Annotated in this window: 22 protein-coding genes and 1 other RNA gene; 12 read left to right on the top strand and 11 right to left on the bottom strand. The window is 40.1% G+C overall.

The window, feature by feature from the left end:
• Window positions 1–143: 143 nt before the first annotated feature.
• Window positions 144–507, bottom strand: a transfer-messenger RNA (tmRNA) gene (ssrA, locus tag PSF28_RS16340).
• Window positions 508–555: 48 nt separating this feature from the next.
• Complete coding sequence (gene smpB, locus PSF28_RS16335) at window positions 556–1,038, bottom strand: SsrA-binding protein SmpB (RefSeq protein WP_004265004.1); 483 nt, start codon at window positions 1,036–1,038, stop codon at window positions 556–558.
• A gap of 153 nt (window positions 1,039–1,191) precedes the next feature.
• On the opposite strand from smpB, the gene PSF28_RS16330 reads away from it, so the two are divergent.
• Both PSF28_RS16330 and PSF28_RS16325 read left to right on the top strand, forming a co-directional pair.
• Window positions 1,192–1,626, top strand: coding sequence for a type II toxin-antitoxin system RatA family toxin (locus tag PSF28_RS16330; protein ID WP_198641498.1), 435 nt, complete (start codon window positions 1,192–1,194; stop codon window positions 1,624–1,626).
• Window positions 1,610–1,915, top strand: a complete 306-nt coding sequence (locus PSF28_RS16325; protein WP_272685350.1) for an RnfH family protein — start codon at window positions 1,610–1,612, stop codon at window positions 1,913–1,915. The genes PSF28_RS16330 and PSF28_RS16325 overlap by 17 nt, the downstream gene beginning before the upstream one ends.
• Window positions 1,916–2,088: 173 nt before the next feature.
• On the opposite strand, the gene bamE is transcribed toward PSF28_RS16325, so the two are convergent.
• From bamE to nadK, 3 genes are all read right to left on the bottom strand, one after another.
• Window positions 2,089–2,481, bottom strand: coding sequence for an outer membrane protein assembly factor BamE (gene bamE, locus PSF28_RS16320; protein ID WP_004265001.1), 393 nt, complete (start codon window positions 2,479–2,481; stop codon window positions 2,089–2,091).
• A gap of 112 nt (window positions 2,482–2,593) precedes the next feature.
• Window positions 2,594–4,255 (bottom strand): DNA repair protein RecN, encoded by a 1,662-nt coding sequence (gene recN / locus PSF28_RS16315; protein WP_272685349.1) that lies wholly within the window; start codon window positions 4,253–4,255, stop codon window positions 2,594–2,596.
• Between the two features lie 86 nt (window positions 4,256–4,341).
• Window positions 4,342–5,241 (bottom strand): NAD(+) kinase, encoded by a 900-nt coding sequence (gene nadK / locus PSF28_RS16310; RefSeq protein ID WP_210837108.1) that lies wholly within the window; start codon window positions 5,239–5,241, stop codon window positions 4,342–4,344.
• A 101-nt stretch (window positions 5,242–5,342) separates the two neighbouring features.
• Between nadK and grpE the strand changes: the two genes are divergently transcribed.
• Window positions 5,343–5,936, top strand: coding sequence for a nucleotide exchange factor GrpE (grpE, locus tag PSF28_RS16305; RefSeq protein ID WP_210837110.1), 594 nt, complete (start codon window positions 5,343–5,345; stop codon window positions 5,934–5,936).
• Between the two features lie 106 nt (window positions 5,937–6,042).
• On the opposite strand, the gene ung is transcribed toward grpE, so the two are convergent.
• A complete protein-coding gene (gene ung, locus PSF28_RS16300) occupies window positions 6,043–6,738 on the bottom strand; it encodes a uracil-DNA glycosylase (RefSeq protein WP_210837112.1) in 696 nt (231 codons plus the stop codon).
• Window positions 6,739–7,116: 378 nt separating this feature from the next.
• On the opposite strand from ung, the gene grcA reads away from it, so the two are divergent.
• Both grcA and PSF28_RS16290 read left to right on the top strand, forming a co-directional pair.
• Window positions 7,117–7,500 carry an autonomous glycyl radical cofactor GrcA gene (grcA, locus tag PSF28_RS16295; protein WP_004912835.1) on the top strand — a complete coding sequence of 128 codons (384 nt, stop codon included), beginning with the start codon at window positions 7,117–7,119 and terminating at the stop codon, window positions 7,498–7,500.
• Window positions 7,501–7,658: 158 nt separating this feature from the next.
• Complete coding sequence (locus tag PSF28_RS16290) at window positions 7,659–9,104, top strand: ankyrin repeat domain-containing protein (RefSeq protein WP_210837114.1); 1,446 nt, start codon at window positions 7,659–7,661, stop codon at window positions 9,102–9,104.
• Window positions 9,105–9,136: 32 nt separating this feature from the next.
• Here the strand turns inward: PSF28_RS16290 and srmB are convergent, their stop codons facing one another.
• The 4 genes from srmB to PSF28_RS16270 all read right to left on the bottom strand — a co-directional run bounded on the left by srmB (window position 9,137) and on the right by PSF28_RS16270 (window position 13,911).
• Complete coding sequence (gene srmB, locus PSF28_RS16285) at window positions 9,137–10,474, bottom strand: ATP-dependent RNA helicase SrmB (RefSeq protein ID WP_210837116.1); 1,338 nt, start codon at window positions 10,472–10,474, stop codon at window positions 9,137–9,139.
• Window positions 10,475–10,656: 182 nt separating this feature from the next.
• A complete protein-coding gene (gene gltS / locus PSF28_RS16280; protein WP_272685348.1) occupies window positions 10,657–11,862 on the bottom strand; it encodes a sodium/glutamate symporter in 1,206 nt (401 codons plus the stop codon).
• 397 nt (window positions 11,863–12,259) lie between these two features.
• Window positions 12,260–13,177: a formimidoylglutamase gene (hutG, locus tag PSF28_RS16275; RefSeq protein ID WP_210837119.1), complete on the bottom strand. Its 918-nt coding sequence runs from the start codon at window positions 13,175–13,177 to the stop codon at window positions 12,260–12,262.
• Window positions 13,178–13,179: 2 nt separating this feature from the next.
• Complete coding sequence (locus tag PSF28_RS16270; protein WP_272685347.1) at window positions 13,180–13,911, bottom strand: IclR family transcriptional regulator; 732 nt, start codon at window positions 13,909–13,911, stop codon at window positions 13,180–13,182.
• A gap of 158 nt (window positions 13,912–14,069) precedes the next feature.
• On the opposite strand from PSF28_RS16270, the gene trmN reads away from it, so the two are divergent.
• Window positions 14,070–14,804 carry a tRNA(1)(Val) (adenine(37)-N(6))-methyltransferase TrmN gene (gene trmN / locus PSF28_RS16265; RefSeq protein WP_210837122.1) on the top strand — a complete coding sequence of 245 codons (735 nt, stop codon included), beginning with the start codon at window positions 14,070–14,072 and terminating at the stop codon, window positions 14,802–14,804.
• A 31-nt stretch (window positions 14,805–14,835) separates the two neighbouring features.
• Here the strand turns inward: trmN and nadB are convergent, their stop codons facing one another.
• A complete protein-coding gene (gene nadB / locus PSF28_RS16260; RefSeq protein ID WP_272685346.1) occupies window positions 14,836–16,431 on the bottom strand; it encodes an L-aspartate oxidase in 1,596 nt (531 codons plus the stop codon).
• Window positions 16,432–16,815: 384 nt separating this feature from the next.
• On the opposite strand from nadB, the gene rpoE reads away from it, so the two are divergent.
• From rpoE to lepB, 6 genes are all read left to right on the top strand, one after another.
• Window positions 16,816–17,394, top strand: coding sequence for an RNA polymerase sigma factor RpoE (rpoE, locus tag PSF28_RS16255; RefSeq protein WP_004912810.1), 579 nt, complete (start codon window positions 16,816–16,818; stop codon window positions 17,392–17,394).
• Window positions 17,395–17,452: 58 nt separating this feature from the next.
• Complete coding sequence (rseA, locus tag PSF28_RS16250; protein WP_004912807.1) at window positions 17,453–18,076, top strand: anti-sigma-E factor RseA; 624 nt, start codon at window positions 17,453–17,455, stop codon at window positions 18,074–18,076.
• Complete coding sequence (gene rseB, locus PSF28_RS16245; RefSeq protein ID WP_004912804.1) at window positions 18,076–19,026, top strand: sigma-E factor regulatory protein RseB; 951 nt, start codon at window positions 18,076–18,078, stop codon at window positions 19,024–19,026. Before rseA ends, rseB begins: the two co-directional genes overlap by 1 nt.
• A 3-nt stretch (window positions 19,027–19,029) precedes the next feature.
• Window positions 19,030–19,494: a SoxR-reducing system protein RseC gene (gene rseC / locus PSF28_RS16240; RefSeq protein WP_210837125.1), complete on the top strand. Its 465-nt coding sequence runs from the start codon at window positions 19,030–19,032 to the stop codon at window positions 19,492–19,494.
• A 404-nt stretch (window positions 19,495–19,898) separates the two neighbouring features.
• Window positions 19,899–21,692, top strand: coding sequence for a translation elongation factor 4 (lepA, locus tag PSF28_RS16235; protein WP_210837135.1), 1,794 nt, complete (start codon window positions 19,899–19,901; stop codon window positions 21,690–21,692).
• 17 nt (window positions 21,693–21,709) lie between these two features.
• Window positions 21,710–22,675, top strand: coding sequence for a signal peptidase I (lepB, locus tag PSF28_RS16230; protein ID WP_004912796.1), 966 nt, complete (start codon window positions 21,710–21,712; stop codon window positions 22,673–22,675).
• The last annotated feature ends 9 nt before the right edge of the window (window positions 22,676–22,684 follow it).

Raw genomic sequence — 22,684 nt, 5'->3', positions numbered from 1 at the left:
GTTCTTTTCGTTGGGCCTATCAATGGGCCTAAAGGAATTAGCTTGGGTGGGATAAAATAGGACAGTGTAGGACATAAAAAAGCCCGCAACTCATTGAGTTAGCGGGCTTTTCTGTCTTCTTTGGACGTCCTTAGAAGATAATTTGGTGGAGCTGGCGGGAGTTGAACCCGCGTCCGAAATTTCTACATCCTCGGTACTACATGCTTAGTCTAGTCTTTAAATTCATTTGCCAGCTGCGGACAGACACGCCACTAACAAACTATCCTGATTAAATTTAACGCTTCAACCCCAGGCAAGGCATCCACGCGATCTCTTTTGGGTTTGACCTCTCTTGATCCCCGTCCTAAGAGCGGAGGCTAGGGAGAGAGGGCTCTAAGCAGGTTATTAAGCTGCTAAAGCGTAGTTTTCGTCGTTTGCGACTATTTTTTTGCGGCTTTTTACGAGGCCAACCGCCCCTCGGCATGCACCTTGGGTTTCGCAAATCCCGTCGAATCCAGAATCAGCCCCAAGTTGTTGAACGCAGTATAACAGAAAAATACTCTATAAAGCTAGAGGTTAGCGGTTAGAATGTTTCATTATACGTGCTTTATCGAGTTGCCATTCACGTTCTTTAATATCAGAACGCTTGTCGTGAGATTTTTTACCTCTGGCAACACCGATTTTAACTTTACACCATGCATTTTTCCAGTAGAGAGAAAGTGCAATAACGGTATAACCTTCACGATTAACTTTACCGTAGAGTGTATCTAATTCGCGTTGATTTAAAAGTAATTTACGACTACGCGTTGGGTCACATACAACATGCGATGATGCAACAGTCAGTGGTGTGAAGTTTGCACCGAATAAATAAGCTTCACCGTCCCGCAAAAGAACGTAGCTGTCTCCAATATTGGCTTTGCCTGCACGGAGTGATTTTACTTCCCAACCTTGTAGGGATAGACCCGCCTCGAACTCCTCTTCGATAGAATATTCGTGGCGAGCACGCTTGTTCATAGCAATTGTTGCTGAACCGGGTTTATATGGTTTTTTCTTTGTCATAGTGCAATCATTATACTGTAAGCTGAGTTGAAAGAAATCTTTCTAAGCTGATATTTTTTTGATTGTGCAAATCTTGCCCTATGTGGGTTTTGTTTTTTGTTTAACCAATCAAAGATGGTATTATACGATCAGTTTTTGGGGATAGGAATTGATATGCCACAGATTAGTCGCTCTGCGTTGGTCCCTTTTAGCGCAGAACAAATGTATAAACTCGTTAATGACGTTATTTCATATCCAAGCTTTTTGCCGGGATGTGTAGGTAGCCGAATTATTAGTCATAGCTCTGAAGAAATGACCGCTTCTGTTGAAGTTTCAAAAGCAGGTATTAGCAAAACTTTTGTCACAAAAAATGTGCTAGAGGATAATAAATGCATACACATGCAACTCGTTGAAGGACCATTTAGCAAATTAGCTGGTGGTTGGAAATTTATTCCTTTAAGTGCAGACGCTTGTAAAATCGAGTTTCATCTTGATTTTGAATTTACAAATAAATTGATAGAGCTTGCGTTTGGCAAAATTTTTAAGGAACTAGCAAATAATATGGTTCAAGCTTTCACTTTAAGAGCAAAGGATGTATACAGTGTCTGAGGTGAATATTGAAGTGACATATGCGTTGCCTGAAAAACAAGTTTTGCTATCAGTCAAAGTGAAAGAGGGGGCGACAATAGAAGAAGCGATACTTGCTTCTGGTATCCTTGCCCTTAGGGATGATATTGATCTTAAAAAAAATAAGATTGGTATTTATAGTCGCCCTGCTAAATTGACAGATTTAGTGCAAGATGGGGATCGAGTTGAGATTTATCGACCTTTAATTGCAGACCCAAAAGAGTTACGGCGTAAAAGAGCTGAAAAATCTAAAGAAGTTAAAAATAAGTAAGTTGATTTTATGTAGCGAACCGAGCAAAAGCTCGGTTTTTGTCTTTAAATTTATTTGTGCAAAATGCGTTTAAATAAATTTTTAATAAAGATACTCATAATAACAACCTGCCAGAATAAGTCCTTCAAAAAACAGGTTGCTATTGTCACACTAGGTGGTTCTAGTGTTTATGGTTAGTCAGCTGTTTTAGTTTCTGATGCTTTTGTTTCAGCAGCTTCCATTGATTCCTGCGCGGCAAGATTTTTCTCATTTTTGATGTCAGTAAGAATACCATTACGATCAAAGATAAGAGTCAAAGTTTCTTGCTGAACTGGGTCATGCCCAAGTTCTTGGCGGAAAACATAATACCAAGTCTGAGTACCAAACGGGTCAGATAACATTGGGGTGCCCAAAGTATAAGCAACTTGTTGCTGTGTCATTCCTTTTTGGATCTTAGCAACATCTTTCGCTGTGAGGTAATTACCTTGGTTAATGTCTGGGTGATAGACAAGACGTTCCATCATTGAACAGCCCGTAGACATTAATGCGAGTGATAGCGCGGCAGCAGTTAACAATTTATAACGCATGGATATCTCATTCCTTTTGGAGTCAGAACATCAATGATAATCGACATTGATACAATTTAAAACCTTCCTTATCGACTCTAAGACCACATGAGCGTAAAAAAGTTGTCAAAAATTATGCTGCAAGCAACTCTTTTGCGTTGGCTAGCGTATTTTTTGTTACCGCAGATCCAGCAAGAAGACGCGCAAGCTCTTGTAATCTAGATTTTTTATCCAATAATTGCATACGAGTTTCTGTTTCTACACCATTTGTCTCTTTACTGACATAAAAGTGGTGATGACCGCACCCTGCCACTTGGGGTAAATGTGTAACGCACATAACTTGCGTTGATTCACCTAATTCACGTAGTAACTTTCCTACAATTGTGGCTGTTGGTCCGCTAATACCGACATCGACTTCATCAAATATTAATGCGGGCGTATCCATTTTTTTAGCTGTAATCACTTGGATAGCTAGTGCTATACGTGATAACTCACCGCCCGATGCTACTTTAGCAAGTGCTTGGTGTGGCTGCCCTGGGTTAGTTGTCACATTGAATTCTACTTTACAGGCGCCATCAATTTGTAGTTGATCTGGTGTAAATTTTACATCAATAGTAAACAGGCCATGAGGCATTGAAAGTTGGTGCATGCTATTGGTAATTAATGTACTTAATTCTTGAGCATAATGTAAACGTACATGGTGTAAACGTTCTGCACATTCGAGAGCAATATGATGATTTACTTGTACTTGCGCATTTAAGGCTTCAGAGTTTTCATGCTGGTTGGTTATTAGTTCTTGTTCGCTCAGTAATTGCTGAAATAATTCGGGTAAAGCTTCTGGAGTGACATGATGCTTACGCGCTAAGTTAATTTGTTTAGAAATGCGTTTTTCAAGTTCAAACAAGCGATTAGGGTCAAGCTCATATTGGTCACAATAATGCTTTATTTCATCGCTGACTTCGCTGACTTGTATCGATGCTTCTTCAAGCATATCAAGTAGCTCTGAAAATTTAGGGTTGAGAGCGACTAGATCAGTCAATTCATTTTTTGCCATATTTAATAAGCTAATAACATTCGCATCATCATTTTCAGATAGTATTTGCGTTGTTGTTTGGCCAATAGCTAAAAACTGCCCATGATTAGCGAGCTGTTTATATTCTTGGTCTATCTCTTCAAATTCCCCTTGAACAGGGAGGAATTCGTTCAGTTCTTTTAGATGATATTCTAGCAACAGTTGTCGAGATTCACGCTCTTGCATTTGTTTTTGAAATACGGCTAATTGTTGGCAGGAATCGTGCCATGTTTGCCATGCTTTTTTCATTTGAGCAATTAGCTCTTGCTGGTTTGAATAGGCATCAAGCAGGGATTTTTGATGAGCGCTATCTAGCAAGAGCTGGTGTGCGTGCTGGCCATGGATTTGGATCAGTAATGTTCCTAGTTCTCTAAGTTGCGATAAAGGAACTGAAACGCCATTAATGAAACCACGTGAACGGCCATCAGGAGAGATAGTACGGCGTAATAGGCATTCATTTTGGTTATCGAGTTGGTGCTCAGTAAGCCAATTGGCAGCCAGTTGAGCATCCATTAAGGAAAAGCGAGCACAAAGGTCGGCACGTTGTGCGCCGGGGCGCACCATATTGGCTTCACCCCGATTGCCTAAACACAGGCCAAGTGCATCAATAGCAATGGACTTACCCGCACCTGTTTCACCGGTTATGGTTGTCATACCATTACGGAAATCAATTTCTAATTCACGTACGATTGCAAAATTATTGATTGTTAGTTGGGTAAGCATCGGCGCTCTCCTGTGAAAATAAACACCTGTGTTTTAATACAGTGTATGACTGTTTTTTTATACAGTAAAGAGGCAGATTGAAAAAATTAAAAAGTTTTTTTAGCCCAACCTAATTTTGAACTTAACGTATTGAAATAATTATAATCTTGTGGATGAACCAAATTGAGATTTTTATTACTACGTTTGACAATGACTTCTTCACCGTCCTGAATAGGGAGCATGATTTGGCTATCACAGCTGACTTCATAATCAATATTTGTTCGTAAAAATTTCAGCCGAATACTGCTGTCGCTGCTAATTACTAGAGGTCTAGAGGATAAGGTATGTGGAAACATTGGAACCAATACAATAGCATCCAAATTCGGGGTTAAAATAGGGCCACCAGCGGAAAGTGAATAAGCTGTAGAACCTGTTGGTGTAGCAATAATTAAACCATCAGAACGTTGAGAAAAGGCAAATTTTTCATCAATATAGACCTCGAACTCAATCATATGAGCAACTTTGCCTGGGTGTAGAACAATTTCATTAATTGCGGTGCTTTTACGTGCTTTTTGGTTAGCTTTAATGACTTGTGCTTCTAGCAAAAAACGTCTTTCTTCACGGTATTCACCTTCAAGAACACGTGAAAGTTGTTGTAGTGCGTTATCAGGGTCTAAATCGGTAAGAAAACCGAGGTTACCACGATTTACACCAATAACTTTATTATTATACCGAGATAATATACGAGCAGCGCCGAGCATATTGCCATCTCCCCCAACAACCACAACTAAATCAGCCTGTTGGCCTATTTCAGTTAATGTCCCAGTGTTGGCATTGACTAATTTTAAATCTTTAGCAACTTGTTTATCGATAATGGCATGATAGTTTTTTGAAATTAACCAATGGTATATTAATTCATGAGTTGCCAATGCTTCAGGGTGCCTAGGGTGCCCGACAATGCCTATCGTTTTAAAATGTGGTAGTGGTGTATTATTGTCCTTTCGCATACTTTTTTGGCCTCTGATTGTATGACTTCCCTTGAATCCCTGTATTAGATCCCCATAATACTCTCATATATGGGATTAATGCTAAATACGCGGAGATATTCATGAGTAGTAAAGACCAAAACATGCATGATGAGCAAGCTTTTGAACAAAATGAATCACAAAAAGTGCAAGCTGAGCAAGAAGCCAGCGTTCAACAAGCTGATGAATTACAAGCAGACGAACAAGCGTTAGCCGCGCGTATTGCTGAGCTTGAGCAACAGTTAGAAGCCTCACAAAAAACTGAACGTGAAGCGATGTTACGTGCACACGCAGAAATTGAAAATATTCGCCGTAGAACTGAGCAAGATATCGAAAAAGCACATAAGTTCGCACTGGAAAAATTCTCAAATGAATTACTGCCAGTGATTGATAACTTAGAACGTGCGATAGATGCAGCAGATCACGAAAGTGAAGAGTCTAAAGCGATGTTAGAAGGGCTAAATTTAACGCTAAAAACTTTTTTAGATGCAGTGGCTAAGTTTGGTATTGAGCCTGTCAGTGATGTCAATGTGCCATTTAATCCTGACGTTCATCAAGCGATAACGATGATTGAATCACCTGACCACCAAGCTGGCCATGTCATTAATGTAATGCAAAAAGGTTATACTTTGAATAGCCGTTTATTAAGACCTGCTATGGTGATTGTCTCTAAATAAAGAGTATCGCTATTTAAATGGAGGCAAATGCCCCCAAGAGAATATTACCAAAGGGAAATCTATCAATTGATTTCCCTTGTTTTATGACTTAATGCCAAAAAATCATCTATTGTTGTAGATTTGGCTCATCGATTACAGGGTTCCAATCAATAGGTGTTTTACCCTGTTGTTCTAAAATAGTGTTAGTTTGTGAGAAATGGCCACAACCTAAAAATCCTCGATGAGCAGAAAGCGGGGAAGGGTGAGGAGCCTTGAGTACATGATGGCGCTTTGTATCAATTATCTTACCTTTTTTTTGTGCATGGGAACCCCACAGCAGAAAAATAACACCTTGTGTATTTTCATTGATTGCTTCAATAACTTTGTCCGTGAAGGTTTCCCAACCTAAATGAGCATGGGAGTGAGCATTGCCTTGTTCTACGGTGAGGACGGTGTTAAGGAGTAAAACACCCTGTTGAGCCCAACTGAGCAAATACCCATGATTAGGTCTTTGAAAGCCAGCAATATCCTTTTCTAATTCTTTATACATATTTACTAATGACGGTGGTGGCTTAATTCCAGGAAGAACGGAAAAAGAGAGGCCGTGGGCTTGTCCTGGGCCATGATAAGGGTCTTGTCCTAGGATAACGACTTTAATATCGGCAAGTTCGGTATACCTAAATGCATTAAAAACGTCGTCTTGAGCAGGGTAGATAATTTTACCATTTTTGCGCTGTTCTGCTACATAAGCCAGCGTCTCTTTGAAATAGGGTTTTGATTTTTCAGGGCCAATAACATCGTGCCACGTAATGGAGTTTGACATGAAATATTCCATAACAATGAATTTAGGAAGGAACAATTATATGAACCAGTTGATAGCTATAAGCTTACTGGTTCATGAGAGAGAGATAAAGCCCTGATATTGACTATTAATTTTAAAAAAAATTGAAAATTTATACAAATAGTTAAAAAAATGAATTGTGAATTTTGATTTAAATCATAAAGTTGAGTTGGTTAAATTGGTTGCTAAGTGGAATAATTGATAAATATCAAAGAAAATGGGAGATCTAGCTGGTATAAAATACCTATATAGATTGGTTAGACCAAATATCCAATTACAAGTTTTCATAGATTGATGGTTAATGCAGCTTCGATTTATTAAGCAAATCGAATGCAATCTAGCTCGAACGTGGAGGTCGACATGATTACAGGTATTCAAATTACTAAAACTGATAACGCAGCGTTGTTGAATTCTTTTTGGTTACTCGATGACGAAAAAAATGAAGCTCGTTGTGTTTGTGCGAAAGCCGATTATAACGAAGGGCAAATCGTTGCTAAAGACGAATTAGGTGCTTTTGAGTACCGTGAAGTACCTTTAGAAATGAAGCCAACTGTGCGTGTTGAAGGTGGTCAGCACTTAAATGTTAACGTATTGAGCCGTGAAACATTAGAAGATGCTGTTAAGAATCCAGAAAAATATCCACAATTAACAATCCGTGTTTCTGGTTATGCTGTACGTTTTAATTCATTAACACCTGAACAACAACGTGATGTTATTACTCGTACTTTCACTGAAAGCTTATAATAAATATTAAATGTAATTACATCTAATAATACATAATAAATTCTAAAGCCATTGTTATCAATGGCTTTTTATTTGTGCCTAATAAAGTTGATTATTTCCCCTCTTGGTTATTTGTATTTCAATATTCTTCCAACAAATACACTTGTTAGGGAGAATTCATGTCATTATCAACACTACAAACAATATCAAAAAAGAATGAATATATTTTTGTTAGAGAGAATTTAAATATTTATTTACAGGCTCAATATCAAGAAATTAAACCTTGCATACCAGATATTTGGCCTAAATCTGTATTAAGAGAAGATTTTTTAGGGAGAGGGTCACAACAAAAAGATTATATTTTAGCGCTACTTGCTCAAGGTGCTTATCATAAAGATTGGTGGAATATACAGGGAATTGAAAGGTTAAGTAATAAAGAGATTAATGAGCTCGGAATTAATGCGGAATTATTAAATGATGAGCAGACGGGGCTTCAAGCTAATATTTGTAAATTTAATGATTTATATATTCTTTGTTTTGCGGGTACTAATGATATTATCGATTTTTATAGTAATATCCGTCAAGGACTTGGCTTTTATGACTCTCAATATTTTCAAGCTGTTGGTTTAATGAATATTTTATTCAATGCAGTAAATGGAAATACGATTTGTACGGGACATTCATTAGGTGGGGGATTGGCTTCAATTGCGGCGTTAGCGAGTCAGTCGCCTTGTATTGCATTCAGTCCTGCAGGATTGGCAGAAAACACGATTAATAATATTGGGATTGACTATCACATTGCTAAAAAAATTGCACAAGAAGGGTTGATACGTTATTACACGGTGCAATATGACTGGCTCGATAGATTACAAAATTCTTTACCGATCCCTTCTGCGTTGGGAAATTGTATTAAAATGGCTTATAGCGAACATAGTTCTTGGAAAGATTGGTTACCGACCCGCTTACTTACACGAAGTTTTATCGCTCATTCAATGCTTAAAATTATTAGGGTTATGTGCAAACATAAACCATGGAATAATTGGAATGCAATCACGGGTGAATACAATAAGGTACAAGAAATACCATTAGAAATTTTCCCAACTAAAGAAGAAAAACAGGAAATGAGTTGGCAAGAATGTTGTGAAAGTGCAATCAAAAAAGGCAATATAGCTGAATTTTCAACGCTGTTATCATTAGAACATAAGTCTTGTGACATTAATATATTGGCCCAGCAATCAGTCAGAACAGTCAATGGGCAATTTATTAAAGTTTTAATGGAATCTCGATATGGGCAAACAGTTAAGATGCTTCAATCAAAAGGGCAAAGAAGTATTTTACATTTAGCTGCACAGAATGGTCGTCTTATACAATCGCAGCTTTTATTAAAAAATGGATTAACAGTAAATATTAAGGATAGTTTAGGAAATACGCCTTTACATGATGCTTTAAATAGCCATGCACTCGATGTTGCTACATTATTATTGGAAAATGGAGCGAATTGGCGTATTAAGAATAATAAAGGTCTAGATTGTAAGGATATACTTGGTAACCATATTATTAAGCCTGATTTGCTGACACATGAAGGAAAACAAATGCGAGAGAAAGTTTTGCAAATGATGGGCTAAATAAAAAACGGGCCTAAACCCGTTTTTAGTCATTAGCTTTTATCGTTATCGGTTGATATAGAAGGGCTAACAGGAGTACGACGTTTCCCAATATTTTTCTTGTCGCGATGGCGTACTTTTTCTTTTTTCTTAGTTTGTTCTTCTTTTTTCTTTTCTTTACGCTTAGCAAGTACTTTCTTCGATGGTTTTGGCTTATTTAACATCGCTTCTGAAGGGGCTTTAGTTGTTGGACGTAAAGAATCAACAACGCGGATCTTGATAGGTTCTTCAATATAACGAGTAATTTTACCAAATAATGGGAAGTCATGCGCTTCGACTAAAGAAATTGCCGTGCCTTTACGGCCAGCTCGGCCAGTACGGCCAATACGGTGTAAGTAGACATCTGCAGTTCTCGGCAAGTCAAAGTTAAAAACATGGCTAACGTTTTCGATATCTAAGCCACGAGAAGCCACATCTGTTGCAACGAGTACTTTAACTTGGCCATCAACTAGGCGGCGTACAGCTTCATTACGCTTGGCTTGTGGCATTTCACCTTCAAGATAACAAGGTTCGATACCCGCTTCACGTAACCATTGAACTAATTCACGTAAACGCTCACGTTTACGTACGAAGACGATGGCTTTGGTGACTTCATCTTGTTTTAACAAATGGCACAGTAAGGCTGTTTTATGCTCTAGTGTGTCAGCACGGTAATGAAATTGCTGAATTTTTTTACGTTCACGACGTGAAGGGTCGGCATCAATTTCAATTGGGTCTTCTAATAAACGCTCAGCAAAGTCACGAATAGCTTCGCCTTCAAGAGTGGCAGAAAACAGCATGGTTTGCTTGCGCCAGCGTGTTTCGCCTGCAATTGTTTCTATGTCATTGGCAAAACCCATGTCGAGCATACGGTCAGCTTCATCAAGGATCAAAATCTCAACGGCGCGGCAGTCAAAGTTTTCTTCCTTAATATACTGGAGTAGTCGGCCTGTTGTTGCGACGACAATATCTTGATTTTCGCTGAAAACTTCAGCGTGGTTCATATAAGCAACACCACCAGTGATGGTGGCTATATCTAGGTGATTATGGGCGCATAATTCTTTTGCTTGGTCAGCAACCTGCATGGCTAGTTCACGAGTTGGCGTGACAACTAGAACGCGAGGGGGCCCTGATTTCTTTCTCGGGAAATCAAGTAAATGTTGGATCGCAGGCAGTAAAAACGCGGCGGTTTTACCTGTTCCTGTCGGGGCTGAACCTAATACATCGCGGCCATCCATTGCAGCAGGAATTGCTGCCGCTTGAATCGCGGTCGGACGTTGATAGCCTTTGTCTGAAAGCGCATCAATTAGGCTTTCATCAAGTTCAAGTTCAGTAAAAGTGGATGCAGTCATGATATACCTCTATTTGGGGCGCTGATTATAAACAGGTTAGCAAAATTGTTCACCTGAAAAAATCAGCTTTGCTCAAGTGTAACTGTTTTCACTACGGACAGGGAGCGATATATCTATGGATATGAGTGAAATATAGAGAAGGTAAATAGTTGAAGGAGGAGGGTACTCCTCCTTCAGTATGCTTAGCTAAGCATATTAATTAACCATGTATGATAAGGAATACCCACTAAGTCAATGAGTACTGCACCACTGAGTGGCACAATCATGAAAGCTTTCATCGAAACTTGTTTGTAACGTTCACAAACCGAGGACATATTTGCCATTGCGTTTGGCGTCGCACCTAAACCGTGGCCCATTAAGCCAGCACACATTACCGCAGCATCGTAGTTTTTGCCTAATAAGCGGAAAATAACAAAGACAACTAATAAAATTAAAATAATAACTTGTGCCAATAGGATGGTGAATAATGGCAAAGCAACGGATTTTAACTCCCATATTTTCAATGACATCATAGCCATAGTCAAAAATAGGCCAAGTGAAACTTCAGAAATAAGGTCAACCGATTTTTGGTTAATACGGAATAATTCGACTTGGTCATTAATATTACGGATAACTATCGCAATAATCATCGCTCCAACATAGCTAGGTAATGAAAACCCAGTGGCTTTGGTAAATTGCGCTGAAGCGAATTGACCGATAACCATAATCCCTAGAACGAGCGCTAGCATTTTTAAAAAAGCGTGCGCATCGATAGATTCAATTTTCCCCGCGATAGTTTCAGGAACCTGAACTCGCTCAACGTTTTCATCAGCTTTAATCTGAACGTCAAATTTCTTAATTAAGAATGTTGCAATTGGGCCACCGAGTAAGCTGCCTGTAATTAGACCAAAAGTTGCCGCAGCAATGGCTGCAACTGTTGCGGATTGCACGCCAAGGCCTTCAGCCATGCCACCGAAGGCAGCCGCACCGCCATGGCCCCCAGTAAGAGACACGCCACCGGCCATGATACCGATAACGGGATCAATACCGAGTAAATGTGCGAGGCCTGCACCAAAGGTGTCTTGGAAGATAACTACAAACCAGCAAATAAACAGGTAGATAAAGAGTAACCGGCCACCGCTTTTTAAGATGCGGAAGCTGCCATCAATACCAATGGTAGTAAAGAAAGCAACCATTAAAAAGGTTTGTAAACTGGTATCAAAATTGATCTCAGCAAGGTTAAATGATTTGAGCCCCCAAATAATCAAACTAACCAGAAAACCGCCAATGACGGGAGAAGGGATACAAAAGCGCTGTAGCCATTCGATGCGTTTTTTTAAGTGGATCCCCATGAGTAGGCAGATCACCGTTAGGAAGAGGGTTGAGAGTGTGTCGAGGTGTAGAATCATATTTTTCCCTTTTTAACTGTTGTCTTTCACGCTACAGCGTTGTTGGCCGCGCTCTGTTACCCTAGTCACATACTTTTGTATGCTCCTAGGGATAACGTCACTTGCCGCCTAGCTGTAACGCTAAATTCAATAGTTAAAAACCATTAAGATATTGCGCTACAGCGTTGTTGGCCGCGCTCCGTTACCCTAGTCACATACTTTTGTATGCTCCTAGGGATAACATCACTTGCCGCCTAGCTGTAACGCGAAATTCAATAGTTAAAAACCATTAAGTTATTGCGCTACGGCTAGTTTGATAATCAACTTCAAAGCTATTTTTATTGTGGTGTTTGAAAATTAATTATCTTAACAGCGTGAGAAACAGTGTATTTATCAGTCGAATTGTTGTGTTGTTTTATTAGAATAAATATTGGTAAATCAAATAAGCCGCGAGTTTGGCGGTATGGTTGTCAATATCAAATTCAGGGTTGCATTCTGCGATATCAAAAACAGCTATTTTTTGGCTACCCTTGATAATGGCAAACAATTCATCAAAAACTTCAGTGGAAATACCTTTTGGTGCTGGTGCACTAACGCCCGGTGCAATGGCAGCGGAAAATACATCTAAATCTACGGTGACATATAAGTAGTCTACGTTGCCAATAAACTTTTTAATTTTTTCAATTGCTTGTGGAAGTTTAGAATAAGCGAGTTCTTTATCACGGATATATTGGCAACCTAATGAATCAGCCGTATCGAACAATATTTTAGTATTGCCGTGGTCTGCGATGCCTAAACATAAATATTGAAAAGGGCGTTGGTGCTGCTGACATAACATGGCAGATTGTAAAAATGGAGTGCCAGAAGTTGCTATAGAGGCTTCGCGTAAGTCAAAATGTGCATCAAAGTTAATAATACCGATCGTTTTACCTGCTTGATATTGTTCAACGTAGTCAAACAGGCCTTGGAAGCTTGCAAATGCCACTTCATGGCCACCGCCAAGTACAATCGGCTTTTGGTTCTCAGCGAGCAGTGCGATAAGCTGGTCAGATAAACGACGTTGTGCCGCTTCTAGATTGCCATCATCACAGCTAATTGTACCGGCATCTTTGATTGCAAGCGGTTGATGAATAGGTAACCCTGCCAGTTGATGGCGAATCGCATCTGGGCCTGCTTTAGCGCCTTGTCGACCTTTATTGCGTCGGACGCCCTCATCAGAAGCAAAACCAATTAATGCAAATTTGGCAGGTACGTGTTTATTAATGACTTGATGGATGCGCAAATGCTCTTGTGTTTCACCATCTGTGCGCCCTTGCCATTGGAAAGGTTGTGTCATAGTTACTCCAAGTTAATTAATTTAGTGATGTTATGCGCTGTTTGGCAGGTGTGCGTGATAAATTCATCTACGCGATGTGTAGAGCGGAATTCAGGAGCCATAACTGAAACGACAGCTAACACATCATTCCCTTTGAAAATAGGTGCAGATACCCCCAGTACGCCTTCATCGATTTCACTCACAGACATGCCGTAACCTTGATTGCGTATCTGTTGTAAATCTTGTTGTAGCTTTATTTTTTGTTGTTTAGTGGTTAACTGTTTTGTATGAGCTTCAAGTACTTGGTTTTGATAGAGTTCATGACGAAAAGCCAACAACGTTTTCGCACTTGCTCCCTTAACTAAAGTATTGCCTCGGCCAATAATAAAAGAACAGCGTAGCGCTTGTTCACTCTCAATCATGTCGACACAAATGGTCTCTCGTAAATTTGAGGTAATAATCGCCACCGTTTCTTGGGTTTTTTTCGCTAAAGTTTGCAGTTCTTGTTTAGATGCGCTCATCAATAAACTGTGGTGATAGTATTTTTCTTGATTTTTGATACTCTGCGAGCCAACACAGTATGTGCCATATTGTTTTGCGTGAGATACAAATTCCCAATCTATGAGAATTGTCAGTAAACGATAGACGGTTGATAATGGGATCTCTAACGCTGATGAGATAGACTGTGGCGTCACTGGAGATGCGCAAGTTGTGATGTAAGATAAGATGTCTAAGGTTCTATTTATACTGTTCATGGCATCTCCTTTTTTTCGAACTTATCAGTAAATTTTTTTCGTCTCAAATATAATTCCCATAATATGAGAATTATATTGTAGCAAATAGGTTAAATTATGACTTTTATTTGCTTAGAATGAGAATATTCGAACAAGTATTAGCCAATTAGAGTGTTTGTATGTGTAAGCAAAAAAAGAATTACCGTAAAGGCGGTTTTACATTTAAACAGTTTTTTGTGGCTCATGACCGATGTGCGATGAAAGTGGGGACGGATGGTGTGCTATTGGGGACTTGGGCTCCTGTGGACGGTGTTCAGTCTGTATTAGACATTGGAAGCGGTAGTGGGTTAATCGCCTTGATGTTAGCGCAAAGAAATACAAAGTTACGTGTTGATGCGGTCGAATTAGATAGCGATGCGGCAGTGCAAGCACAGGAAAACTTTACTGAGTCGCCATGGGCTGAGCGTTTGCATGTTATCAACCAAGATATTGTCAGCTACAGCGAGTTGCATTCAGTTCAATATGATTTGATTGTGAGCAACCCACCGTATTTCGAACCTGCGGTTGCGTGTCGGAATGAAAAACGAGACCAAGCGCGATACACTGCGACATTAACTCATGATGTATTACTAGAAAGTGCAAAATCCTGTCTTACATCTCATGGGCTATTTTGTTTAGTGCTGCCCTACGAGGTTGGTGAAAAAATGCAGAAGATGGCTGAGAATTCAGGCTGGTTTACCGCTTTTCGCGTCAATGTTAGTGATAAACCTACAACGGCCTACCATCGCATGCTATTGGGCATTCAACTGCACGAGACACAAACACAAGTGACATCGCTGGCACTCAAAGATGAAAAGGGTGAGTATACTGATGAATTTCGTAAACTAATTCAGCCATTTTATGTGAAATACTAAAGCCGGCACTTAAGGCCGGCCAAAGTCTTGGTTATTCAGGCTGTAAAATAGTGGGGCCTGAATTAGGAAGTGGTTCTGGGTAATCTAAGGTGTAATGCAATCCTCGGCTTTCCTTACGCTCTAATGCGCAGCGAACCATTAATTCAGCGACTTGTACGAGGTTTCGTAGTTCCAATAAATTATTTGAGATACGAAAGTTAGCGTAATAATCGTGAATCTCTTGTTGAAGTAAATGGATGCGGCGTAATGCACGTTCAAGGCGTTTAGTCGTTCTGACGATCCCCATGTAGTCCCACATAAATAGACGTAATTCATGCCAATTATGTTGAATAACTACCTGTTCATCTGAGTTATGCACTCGGCTTTCATCCCACTCAGATAAATAGGGAATATCATCGATCTGTTTGATCGTTTTATTAATGTTTTCAGCCGCCGCCCAACCATATACCAAGCATTCTAATAGCGAATTGGATGCCATACGGTTTGCACCATGTAAGCCAGTGTAGCTCACCTCACCAATTGCATAGAGATTCGCGATATCAGTCATACCTGTTTCATCGACAATTACACCACCGCATGTGTAATGGGCCGCTGGGACGATAGGGATGGGCTCTTGAGTGAGGTCTAACCCTAAAGTCATCAATTTCGCATAAATAGTCGGGAAATGGTTTTTAACGAAATCGCTAGGTTTATGGCTGATATCCAAATACATGCAATCAGCACCAAGGCGTTTCATTTCATGGTCAATAGCACGTGCAACGACATCGCGAGGGGCAAGTTCACCGCGATCGTCGTGATCTGGCATAAACCGGCTACCATCAGGGCGCTTGAGGTAAGCCCCCTCGCCACGTAATGCCTCAGTTAATAAAAAATTACGGGCTTGTGGGTGAAATAAACAAGTTGGGTGAAATTGATTAAACTCAAGGTTAGCAACACGGCAGCCAGCTCGCCAGGCCATTGCAATGCCATCACCAGAAGAAATATCTGGGTTAGTCGTATATTGATAAACTTTAGCTGCTCCACCCGTGGCGAGAACAATCGTTTTCGCTCGAATGGTTTCAACTTGCTCTTTTTGGCGGTTCCAAACGTAAGCACCTAAAATTCGTGGTGATTCAGTTGTGCTAGAAAGGATCAAGTCGACGGCATTATAGCGTTCTTTAATATGAATGTTTGGGTGAGCAAAAGTGAGATCGACTAACGTGGTTTCAACTTCTTTTCCTGTCGCATCAGCATGATGGAGAATTCGTCGATGGCTATGGCCGCCTTCACGGGTCAAATGATACTGTGTTTCGCCGTTCTCGGTAATTTCAGTATCGAATAACACACCTTGGTCGATAAGCCATTGCACACAATGTTTTGCATTGGAGGCAATAAACTCAACGGCTTCTTTCTGGCAAATACCTGCGCCAGCAATTAGTGTATCTTCTACATGAGATTCGATGCTGTCAGTGTCATCAAAAACTGCAGCAATACCGCCTTGTGCGTAGTAAGATGCTCCTTCGCTAAGGCTGCTTTTACTAAGAATGGTCACTTGATGAAAGGGGGCGAGCCGTAAGGCAGCTGAAAGTCCTGCGACACCACTCCCAATGATTAAAATATCAGTGTAATGCTGTGTGGATTCGTTCATAAGTGTTTGCATGTATATAATAGTATGTATTGAGTTTTTTATGTTAGCCTATCGAGTGTCCTATTGCTATGAGTGGATGGCTGTTAAGGTACAGTATATTGACCTAGCGCTACTTACGTATTCAAATGGTTTTAGTGTGATAGCTATCGCATTCGTACCTAAAATCTGTATGCTGTCTTATGGGTCTTGTAGTTAGTTGTTTTAATAAGGATCTTTAAGATCACCCAAGTAATTTTTTCATCAGTTTTGTAAATTTTTGACTATTTTTTTAGATTAAATTGAACTTCAACGAGTTCTACTACTCAAAGTAGTGCTTGCTTTAGGAAGGGAGAACATGATCAAGTTAACATATTATCGGCCTGAATTCGGGAGATACTTCCTGGAATGAGCGAGCAACTGACCGACCAGATTTTGGTTGAAAAGGTACAAAAAGGCGATCAACAAGCTTTCAACTTATTGGTGATAAAATATCAGCATAAAGTCGCGAGCTTAGTATCCCGCTATGTACCGCAAGCGGATGTGCCTGACGTCGCGCAGGAGTCTTTTATAAAAGCTTATCGTGCCATTGGTTCGTTTCGTGGTGACAGCGCATTTTATACTTGGCTTTATCGGATTGCGGTAAATACAGCTAAAAATTATTTAGTTGCCCAAGATAGACGCCCACCTGCGTCGGACTTGGAAGCGAGTGATGCAGAAAACTTTGAAACCGCGAGTGCCTTAAAAGAAATTTCGAACCCAGAGAACTTAATGTTGTCTGATGAATTAAAGAAAGTTGTTTTCCGGACCATCGAATCGCTGCCTGAAGATCTTAGAATGGCAATTACGCTCCGCGAGTTAGATGGTTTGAGCTATGAAGAAATCGCAGAAATAATGGATTGCCCAGTTGGCACCGTACGTTCTCGTATTTTTAGGGCAAGGGAAGCGATTGATAATAAAGTTCAGCCACTGATTCAACAGTATTAGTATGTTAAATCAGTCAATTAAACATAATTGTGATGCAATTAACTGAAGGTAATTGGGCATGCAAAGAGAGAAACTTTCCGCAATGATGGATGGCGAAGTACTAGACTTAGAACTAGTCAGCGCTATTTCACGTGATTCAACGTTAAAACAACGTTGGGAGAGCTATCATCTTATTCGTGATACTCTACGTAACGATACTAGTGAAGTCATGCATTTTGATATTGCAAGTAAAGTTGCGGCAGCATTAGAGAATGAAGCTGTGCGTATTAATCCTCAGGTAGTTGTCGAATCGCAGCCAGAGCCTGCGACTTGGGGAGCTTTCCCATTCTGGGGTAAAATTCGTCCTTGGGCGAGCCAGTTGACTCAAATTGGTGTTGCAGCCTGTGTGTCTTTGGCTGTAATTGTTGGTGTTCAACAATACAACCAAAGTAATGCGGTTGACTCACCGGTTGATGAGCCAATGTTCAATACCATTCCTGTTGGCAGCGGGGCGCCAGTTAGTTTAAATATCTCAGATAACCAATTATTTGGTAATGAGCAGCAACTTCAACAAGTTGAACAACAAAATCAACGCATTAATGCGATGCTGCAACAGTATGAAATTGAAAGGCGCTCGATGCTCAACCAGCAATATCAAGAGTCTGCACAACCTGCGTCTTCAGCAGGAGTTAAATTGCAATAATGAATAAATGGTTATCCGTCATCTGCCTGACGGGCAGCCTGATTATTTCTAATCAAGCTTCGGCATCTGAAATAGATGCCGATGTTCTTTTTAAAGAAATGGGAAATGCTGCCCAGAACCTCTCTTACGAAATGTCTTATATGACATTTAGCCCGCAATCAATAACACCAGTGCGTTATCGTCATGCCATCATTAATGGTGAACCAGTTTCACAAATGATCCAAATGGACTCATCGCGTCGTGAAATTGTTCAAAAAGGTAATAGTATTAGTTATTTTGAGCCTGGTTTTGATGCATTCAGCTTGAATGGCAAATATATAGTTGATAATTTACCATCAGTAGTTTTTGCCAATTATCAACAAATTAAACCTTATTATAATTTTATTGATGCGGGACGTACCCATATTGGTGATAGGCCTGCGTTAGTGATTCGCATAATATCGAAAGACAATTCTCGGTTTAACTATGTAGTATTAATCGATGAAGAAACGAAATTGCCATTACGTATCGACCTTCTCGATAATAATAGCCAAACATTAGAACAATTTCGTGTGATCTCGACGGTGCTAGATAGCCAAACAGTGAAAGACTCATTGCTCGCATTAAGTAAGGTAAATATGCCTCCATTATTGATTTCCCCTAAAAATGGAAATCCTTCTTTTAAATGGCAAGTTGGCATGTTACCTCCTGGTTTTGAAGAAATATCCCGTTCTTCGCGAAAATTAGCTGAAGACGACGTAGTAGAAACCGCAATGTTTAGTGATGGTTTATTTACCTTTTCTGTAAACGTGACAAAATCGACTAAAGGCCCGTTACTTGATCAACCGCTTCAAAATGGGCGTCGTACTATTTATACGATGACGCAAAAGCAAAATGTTATCACTATCATTGGTGAATTACCGTTGGCAACAGCGCAAGTGGTAGCAGGTAGTATTCAGTTTCGGGAGTAAATTATGGTAAAAGAGTGGGCAACAGTAGTCCGTTGGCAAAACGGTAGGGCTTTATTGCGCTACGGTTCTTCGTCCGGCTGTGGTAGTTGTGGTGCTCGTAAAACCTGTGGTTCTTATGCTTTAAGCAAAATAGGGCCAAATACGGAACATGAATTAGAAATTGCGATTGAACAACCGTTAGTTGAAGGGCAAAAAATTGAAGTGGGCATCCCGGAGGGAAGCTTGATCCGTTCAGCGCTATTAGTTTACTTAACGCCTATTTTGGGGTTGTTTATTTTTGCAGGCTTAGCGCAGGCATTTGATTTTGAGCAGTTCTGGATAGCGATTTCAGGTGTAATTGGTGGTACTATTGGCTTTTATATCGCGCGTAGGCTAGCCTCAAATTGGCGTGATGATGAAGCTTTTCAACCTGTTGTTTTACAGATAGGGCTACCTCCGAATGAGCTTTCAGTACAAGTTAATTACTAAATTTCAATATGCTGAGTTAGAAGGTTAATTTGATATTGTCAATAGAAAGGGGAAACTTAAGTTTCCCTTTTTTGTGGATTAGAGTTAATTAACAAACAAATAGTATTATGGCGAACAAAGTTATTAACCAATTTTGTCTGTTTTGAGTTAGAAATTACAATAGATTGACTATGGCTATAGAAGTGGTTGGTGTGAGTTGTATTAATGATGAATCACGGCAACTAATCTATTAACCTGATGCAGGTTTACAGTTGTTTTACATTGAATCTTTGTGTTAGCGGGTTCTTATATGTAAAATGCAGCTAATTAACAATCTTGTGATAATCATAGCATTTTAGTTTTGTTGCAATATTTGCACAAAGCTGATTTTGTAAGGCAATTTAAAAGAAGATATTACCTTGAAAATCAATAATATAAGAAATTTTTCCATCATTGCACATATCGACCACGGCAAGTCGACCTTGTCAGATCGCATCATTCAAATTTGTGGTGGCTTAACCGACCGCGAAATGGCGGCACAAGTTTTAGACTCGATGGACTTAGAGCGTGAGCGTGGGATCACTATTAAAGCACAGAGCGTAACGCTTGATTATAAAGCTTCAGATGGTGAAACTTACCAATTAAACTTCATTGACACACCGGGTCATGTTGACTTCTCTTATGAAGTGTCTCGTTCATTAGCTGCCTGTGAGGGTGCTTTGCTGGTGGTTGATGCAGGGCAAGGTGTTGAAGCTCAAACTTTGGCAAACTGTTATACCGCTATCGAGATGGACTTAGAAGTTGTTCCGGTCTTAAATAAAATTGACTTACCTGCTGCCGATCCTGAACGTGTTGCCGATGAAATCGAAGATATTGTCGGCCTTGACGCACATGATGCGGTTCGCTGCTCTGCAAAAACCGGTGTTGGTGTTCAAGATGTGATTGAACGTCTTGTTAAAGAAATTCCACCACCTGTTGGTGATGCAGATGCTCCGTTACAAGCACTGATTATTGACTCGTGGTTTGATAACTATTTAGGCGTTGTTTCCTTGATCCGTATTAAAAGCGGAACATTGAGAAAGGGCGATAAAATTAAAGTTATGAGTACAGGGCAAGTGTATAACGCGGACCGCCTTGGAATTTTTACACCGAAGCAAATTGACCGTGATGTATTAAGTTGCGGTGAAGTGGGCTGGTTAGTCTGTGCGATTAAAGATATCACTGGCGCCCCAGTTGGGGATACATTAACTGGCGCTCGCAACCCAGCAGATAAAGCGTTACCCGGGTTTAAAAAAGTTAAACCCCAGGTATATGCAGGCTTATTCCCTGTCAGTTCTGATGACTATGAATCATTCCGTGATGCATTAGGTAAATTGAGTCTAAATGACGCATCTTTATTTTATGAACCAGAAACTTCTACTGCGTTAGGCTTCGGCTTCCGTTGTGGTTTCCTTGGTTTACTGCACATGGAAATCATTCAAGAACGTTTAGAACGTGAATATGACCTTGATTTGATTACCACTGCACCGACTGTTGTGTATGAAGTGCAGCAAACTAACGGTGATATAGTGTATGTCGATAGCCCATCTAAGCTACCGGCATTGAACAATATTGAAGAATTACGCGAACCAATCGCAGAGTGTCACATGCTGATGCCTAAAGAATATTTAGGTAACGTTATTACACTTTGTATTGAGAAACGTGGCGTTCAGACCAATATGGTCTATCATGGTAATCAAGTATCGTTGACTTATGAAATCCCAATGGCAGAAGTGGTATTGGATTTCTTCGATCGCTTAAAATCAACGTCTCGTGGGTATGCATCTTTAGATTATGCATTTAAGCGCTTCCAAGCATCAGATATGGTGCGTGTTGATGTTCTTATTAATAATGAGCGTGTTGATGCTTTAGCCTTGATCACACACCGTGCGAATTCTCAATATCGCGGTCGTGAACTGGTCGAAAAAATGAAAGAGCTAATTCCGCGTCAGCAGTTCGATATTGCGATTCAAGCAGCGATTGGTAACCATATTATTGCTCGTTCTACAGTTAAACAATTGCGTAAAAACGTACTTGCCAAGTGTTATGGTGGTGACGTTAGCCGTAAGAAAAAACTGTTGCAGAAGCAAAAGGATGGTAAGAAACGTATGAAGCAAGTTGGTAACGTTGAGCTACCACAAGAAGCGTTCCTTGCTATATTGCATGTTGGTAAAGACTAAGTTTACAAGGAGCCTCAATGGCTAACACCTTTGCCTTGATCCTAACACTGGCAACATTAATCACAGGGATTATATGGTGTTTAGACAAGTTTAAATTTGCACCTGCGCGTAAAGCAAAACTCAAGCAGTTACAGGATGCAACGAATGGCGCCGTGAGTGAAGCGGATGTGGCAAATGCTGTCCGCCGCCCATCATGGCTTGAAACAGGGTCGTCTATTTTCCCTGTGTTGGCGATTGTACTGATTGTGCGTTCATTTATTTATGAGCCATTTCAAATACCTTCAGGGTCAATGATGCCAACGTTGTTAGTTGGCGATTTTATGTTGGTTGAGAAATTTGCTTATGGCTTAAAGGACCCAATTACACAAACGACATTAATCGAAACGGGTAAGCCGAAACGTGGCGATATCGCAGTTTTTAAATACCCAAGAGATCCTAATGTTGATTTTGTCAAACGAGTTATTGGAATGCCGGGTGATAAAATTATTTATAACCCAGATGCAAAGGAATTAACAATTTACCCGAATTGTGCAGATAACAAATGTACAGAGACCTTACCTATTGTTTATGGTCCTCTGGCGCCGAGTGAATGGACAATGTTCCTTGATATCGGTTCTGTTGTTGACAACCAAAAGGGAAATTATGAAATTCCATTAGACCAACCTTTACCAAGGAATGCACTGCGTCAGTATGAGCGTAGTGAAAAGCTGGATACGGTTGAGCATCAAATTTTAATTATTCGTCAAGCAATTACTGAAGCTAAATACCTGCAACCAGGTATGCCAAAGAATGAATGGATTGTTCCTGAAAAGCACTATTTTATGATGGGTGACAACAGGGATAATAGCTCTGATAGCCGTATGTGGGGCTTTGTACCAGAAGAAAATTTAGTCGGTCGCGCAGTATTTATTTGGTTAAGTCTTGATAAACAAGAAAACGAATGGCCGACAGGTATTCGCTTTAGCCGAATTGGCCCACTATAATTTGATTAG

Source organism: Providencia sp. PROV130 (assembly GCF_028482225.1).
Lineage (GTDB): Bacteria > Pseudomonadota > Gammaproteobacteria > Enterobacterales > Enterobacteriaceae > Providencia > Providencia rettgeri.
The sequence above is the reverse complement of the archived record's forward strand: the minus strand, read 5'-3'. Positions and strand labels throughout refer to the sequence as shown.

What these genes read in the sequence shown, in the direction of transcription:
- PSF28_RS16270 (WP_272685347.1), bottom strand. Translation starts at nt 13,911, where the DNA reads ATGAACAGTATAAATAGAACCTTAGACATCTTATCTTACATCACAACT.
- grpE (WP_210837110.1), top strand. Translation starts at nt 5,343, where the DNA reads ATGAGTAGTAAAGACCAAAACATGCATGATGAGCAAGCTTTTGAACAA.
- rseA (WP_004912807.1), top strand. Translation starts at nt 17,453, where the DNA reads ATGCAAAGAGAGAAACTTTCCGCAATGATGGATGGCGAAGTACTAGAC.
- ung (WP_210837112.1), bottom strand. Translation starts at nt 6,738, where the DNA reads ATGTCAAACTCCATTACGTGGCACGATGTTATTGGCCCTGAAAAATCA.
- nadK (WP_210837108.1), bottom strand. Translation starts at nt 5,241, where the DNA reads ATGCGAAAGGACAATAATACACCACTACCACATTTTAAAACGATAGGC.
- trmN (WP_210837122.1), top strand. Translation starts at nt 14,070, where the DNA reads ATGTGTAAGCAAAAAAAGAATTACCGTAAAGGCGGTTTTACATTTAAA.
- PSF28_RS16325 (WP_272685350.1), top strand. Translation starts at nt 1,610, where the DNA reads ATGTATACAGTGTCTGAGGTGAATATTGAAGTGACATATGCGTTGCCT.
- smpB (WP_004265004.1), bottom strand. Translation starts at nt 1,038, where the DNA reads ATGACAAAGAAAAAACCATATAAACCCGGTTCAGCAACAATTGCTATG.
- rseB (WP_004912804.1), top strand. Translation starts at nt 18,076, where the DNA reads ATGAATAAATGGTTATCCGTCATCTGCCTGACGGGCAGCCTGATTATT.
- rpoE (WP_004912810.1), top strand. Translation starts at nt 16,816, where the DNA reads ATGAGCGAGCAACTGACCGACCAGATTTTGGTTGAAAAGGTACAAAAA.
- PSF28_RS16330 (WP_198641498.1), top strand. Translation starts at nt 1,192, where the DNA reads ATGCCACAGATTAGTCGCTCTGCGTTGGTCCCTTTTAGCGCAGAACAA.
- gltS (WP_272685348.1), bottom strand. Translation starts at nt 11,862, where the DNA reads ATGATTCTACACCTCGACACACTCTCAACCCTCTTCCTAACGGTGATC.
- rseC (WP_210837125.1), top strand. Translation starts at nt 19,030, where the DNA reads ATGGTAAAAGAGTGGGCAACAGTAGTCCGTTGGCAAAACGGTAGGGCT.
- PSF28_RS16290 (WP_210837114.1), top strand. Translation starts at nt 7,659, where the DNA reads ATGTCATTATCAACACTACAAACAATATCAAAAAAGAATGAATATATT.
- bamE (WP_004265001.1), bottom strand. Translation starts at nt 2,481, where the DNA reads ATGCGTTATAAATTGTTAACTGCTGCCGCGCTATCACTCGCATTAATG.
- hutG (WP_210837119.1), bottom strand. Translation starts at nt 13,177, where the DNA reads ATGACACAACCTTTCCAATGGCAAGGGCGCACAGATGGTGAAACACAA.
- recN (WP_272685349.1), bottom strand. Translation starts at nt 4,255, where the DNA reads ATGCTTACCCAACTAACAATCAATAATTTTGCAATCGTACGTGAATTA.
- grcA (WP_004912835.1), top strand. Translation starts at nt 7,117, where the DNA reads ATGATTACAGGTATTCAAATTACTAAAACTGATAACGCAGCGTTGTTG.
- nadB (WP_272685346.1), bottom strand. Translation starts at nt 16,431, where the DNA reads ATGAACGAATCCACACAGCATTACACTGATATTTTAATCATTGGGAGT.
- lepB (WP_004912796.1), top strand. Translation starts at nt 21,710, where the DNA reads ATGGCTAACACCTTTGCCTTGATCCTAACACTGGCAACATTAATCACA.
- srmB (WP_210837116.1), bottom strand. Translation starts at nt 10,474, where the DNA reads ATGACTGCATCCACTTTTACTGAACTTGAACTTGATGAAAGCCTAATT.